The organism is uncultured Microbacterium sp., assembly GCF_963521695.1.
Classification (GTDB): Bacteria; Actinomycetota; Actinomycetes; order Actinomycetales; family Microbacteriaceae; genus Microbacterium.
Genome location: NZ_CAUQWC010000285.1, coordinates 1 through 3,677 on the forward strand (window position 1 = coordinate 1; position 3,677 = coordinate 3,677).

Here is a 3,677-nt window from a genome sequence, read left to right on the forward strand (position 1 = left end):
CGGCCAGGGCGTCGACCCCCGTGGCGTCGACGAAGCGCGCGGCCTCGGCGACGTCGGTGCGCACGCCGGGTGAGTGGGCGCCCTTGCCGCCGATCTCACCGAGCTCGGCCTCGATCCAGCCCCCGGCAGCATGCACGCGGGCGGCGACGGCGGCGGTGCGCTCGAGGTTCTCGGCGTCGTCGAGGTGCGCGGCATCGAACATGACGGACCGGATGCCGACGGCCAGCGCCTCGTCGAGGAGCCCTTCCTCGGTCGCGTGGTCGAGGTGCACGACGACGGGCACGCGGGCGCCCTCCGCGAGACGCAGCGCTGCGGTGGCGGCAGGCGCCAGACCCCCGTGGAACGCGATGGCGTTCTGCGAGAGCTGGAGGATGACCCCGCTGCCCGCCGCTTCGGCGCCGGTGATGATCGCCTCCGCGACCTCGAGGGTGATGAAGTTGAAGGCCCCGACCGCGCGGTGCGCGGCGAGCAGTTCGGGCATGTCGGCCAGCGGCACGGGGGTGTCTTTCTCGTCGGGGGCTCGGTGTTCGGGGCGCGATCCGCCGTTTGGGGCGTGTTCCGCCGCTTGGGGCGTGAATTATCCGCCCCGGATGGCGGATTCCGCCCCGAACCGGGTAAGGCGGGGGTGGATGCCGGGACCTCGGGCGTGAGCGCGGGCCTCGCCGTCCGCGGGTGGGCATCGGGTTTGGGCGTATTCCGCCGTTCGGGGCGTGAGTTTCCCGCCCCGAGCGGCCGATTCCGCCCCAACCCCGAAAAGGGAGGGGGTGGATGCCGGGACCCTCACGTGAGCGCGAGGTCCCGGCATCCGGTGTCCTCAGCAGCTGGACTTGTAGACGGCGTCGGCGCCGTCGGTGGTGATGTTGTCTTTCGTGAGGATGGTGAAGCCGGTCTGGATCTTTTCCTCCGTCGCTTCGCCCTTCAGCGCGGCGATGGCCTGCTTCACGCCGTCGGAGCCGATGGTGGCGGGCTCCTGGGCGACGAGGGCCTGGACGGTGCCGGCTTCGAGGGCCTTGACCTGGGCGGGGCCGGCGTCGAAGCCGACGATGGTGACCGATCCCTGCTTGCCGGCCTGCTGGACGCCGGTGGCGGAGCCTTCGGCGGCGAACAGGTTGGCGGCGAAGATGCCGACGATGTCGGGGTCCTTCTGCAGAGCGGCGGTGACGATCTCGGCCGCGGTGGAGGGCTCGTTGTGCGAGTACTGCACCCCGACCGACTCGAACTTGCTGTCGCCGGCGACCGCATCCTCGAAGCCCTTCGCCCGCGCATCCGTGGTCGAGATGCCGGGGTCGACCGAGACGACGAGGACCTTACCTCCGTCGGGGTTGGCCTCCTGGATGGCCTCGAACGCGGCCGCCCCGCCGCCCTCGTTGTCGGACGAGATCTGCGAGACCGCGCCCGAGGGGTCTTCCAGCGTCGTGTCGACGAGCACGACCTTGATCCCCGCCGCTTCCGCCGCCGCGATCGGCGCCTGCATGGCCGACACGTCAGTGGGGGCGATGAGCAGCGCGTCGGGCTGGGACGCGACGATCGCGTCGACGATCGGCTTCTGCAGGGTGGGGTCGAACTTCTCGGGACCCTGGGTGGTGACGGTGGCGCCTTCCTTGGCGGCTTCGGCCTGGATGCCGCACTGCATGGAGATGTAGAACTCATCTCCCGCGACGCCCTGCACGAACGCGATCTTGTAGCCGTCATCCGACCCACCCGAGGCGGAGCCCGATGAGGAGCCGCCGGAGCACCCGGCGAGGACGAGGGTGGCTGCGGCGCCGAGGGTGGCGAACGCGAGAACCTTGCTGTTCCACTGCATTGTGATGACCGTTCTCTCTTGGTGGGGTCGGATGCCGGGTCTCAGCCGCGGCGTCCTCCGCTGACGAACTTTCGCCAGAGGCTCTGGGTGTTGCCGCGAGTCGCGGCGGTGCGGCGCACCTGGTCGACGTACACCGCGGTGATCAGCACGGCGCCGACGGCCACCTGCTGCCAGAAGGGCTGCACGCCGGTGATGACGAAGCCGTTCTGCAGGACGGCGGGGATGAACAGACCGACCACGGTGCCGAAGATCGTGCCGACACCACCGAACAGCGACGTGCCGCCGATGACGACGGCCGCGATGACGTTCAGGTTCGTCTGCGACTGACCGGCGATCGCCGTGGTCGAGAACTGCGAGAGGGCCAGGATGCCGGCGAGCCCGGCGAGCGCCCCCGACAGCGTGTAGACCGAGATGAGGTGGCGGTCGACCTTGACGCCGACGCGGCGGGCGGCGAGTTCGCTCGAGCCGACGGCGTAGGTGTAGAGCCCGAACTTCGTGAAGTGCAGCACGATCGCGCCGATCACCACGACCACGAGCGCGATCACGCTGATGATCGGCAGCGAGCCGAACACGTTGCCGTAGCCGATGGAGACGGTGAGGACGGTGGGGACGTCGCGCACGTCGACGCCACCCGTGAGGATCTGCGCCAAGCCCAGGGCCATGCCGAGCGAGCCCAGGGTGACGATGAGTGGGGGGATCTTCGCCTTCGCGATGAGGAAGCCGTTGAGCAGCCCCCAGCAGACACCGCTGAGGATCGACACCAGGATGCCGACGGTCGCCACGCCCCATCCCTCGCCACCCATCGCTCGCATGACGAGTGCCGAGACGACGCCCGAGAACACGAGCACCGAGCCGACCGAGAGGTCGATGCCCGACGTGATGATGATGTACGTCATGCCGACGCCGAGGACCGCGAGGATCGAGGCGTTCTGGATGATGAGACGGAAGTTCGACCACTGGGCGAACGAGTCCGGCGCCAGTGCACTGAAGATCAGCACGATGACGATGAGGATGATGAGGATCTGAAAGGCCTGAGCCTTGAGCAGTCCGACGAAGAAGTTCGGCTTGTTCTCCTCGAGAGTGCCGATCGCGACGGTCTCGGTGGGAGGGGTCTTGACGCTCATTTGGAGTCGTCCTTCGTGACGGCGCCGGTCATGAGCCCGACGAGTTCTTCCATGGAGGTGTTCTTGGCGTCGATGTTCGCCACCCGGGTGCCGAGCCGCAGGACTTGGATGCGGTCGCACACGTCCATCACGTGGGGCATGGAGTGGGAGATGAGAACGACGGCGATGCCTTTGTCGCGGACGCGGCGGATGGTTTCGAGGACGTTCTTGGTCTGGCGCACGCCGAGGGCGGCGGTGGGTTCGTCGAGGAACACCAGGCGTCCGGCCCAGTGCACGGCGCGGGCGATCGCGATCGCCTGCCGCTGTCCACCGGACATCTCCCCCACGGGGGAGGTGAGGGAGCGGACGGTTGCGCCGAGTTCGTCGAACGCGGCGCGGGAGGCGACGGCCATGTCTTTGGTTTTCATGAACCCCAGCGCTCCGGCAAGTCCGGGGCGGCGGATCTCCCGGCCGAGGTACATGTTCTGCACGGGGTCGAGGTGGGGGGCGAGGGCGAGGTCCTGGTACACCGTCTCGATGCCGAGGGCCGAGGCGACCTGCGGGTTGGACATCTCGATCGGCTTGCCGTCGAAGAGGATCTCGCCCTCATCGACCGCGAGGTTGCCCGACAGGGCCTTCACGAGCGTCGATTTCCCGGCACCGTTGTCACCGATCAACGCGGTGACTTCCCCGGGGTAGACCTCGAAATCGACGTTGTTGAGGGCGCGGACGTGGCCGAACTGACGCGAGAGACCCCGCGCCTGCAGCAC

The 3,677-nt window shown here is 68.6% G+C and carries 4 protein-coding genes; all 4 read right to left on the reverse strand.

Going from position 1 to position 3,677, the window contains the following annotated elements; all coding sequences use genetic code 11:
* A partial coding sequence (locus RWP81_RS15265; RefSeq protein WP_314457522.1) for a class II fructose-bisphosphate aldolase occupies positions 1-496 on the reverse strand: 496 nt, incomplete at its 3' end.
* 318 nt (positions 497-814) lie between these two features.
* Positions 815-1,804, reverse strand: a complete 990-nt coding sequence (locus RWP81_RS15270) for an ABC transporter substrate-binding protein (RefSeq protein WP_314457524.1) — start codon at positions 1,802-1,804, stop codon at positions 815-817.
* A 41-nt stretch (positions 1,805-1,845) separates the two neighbouring features.
* Positions 1,846-2,928, reverse strand: coding sequence for an ABC transporter permease (locus tag RWP81_RS15275; protein ID WP_314457526.1), 1,083 nt, complete (start codon positions 2,926-2,928; stop codon positions 1,846-1,848).
* A partial coding sequence (locus tag RWP81_RS15280; RefSeq protein ID WP_314457528.1) for an ATP-binding cassette domain-containing protein occupies positions 2,925-3,677 on the reverse strand: 753 nt, incomplete at its 5' end. The genes RWP81_RS15275 and RWP81_RS15280, both read right to left, overlap by 4 nt.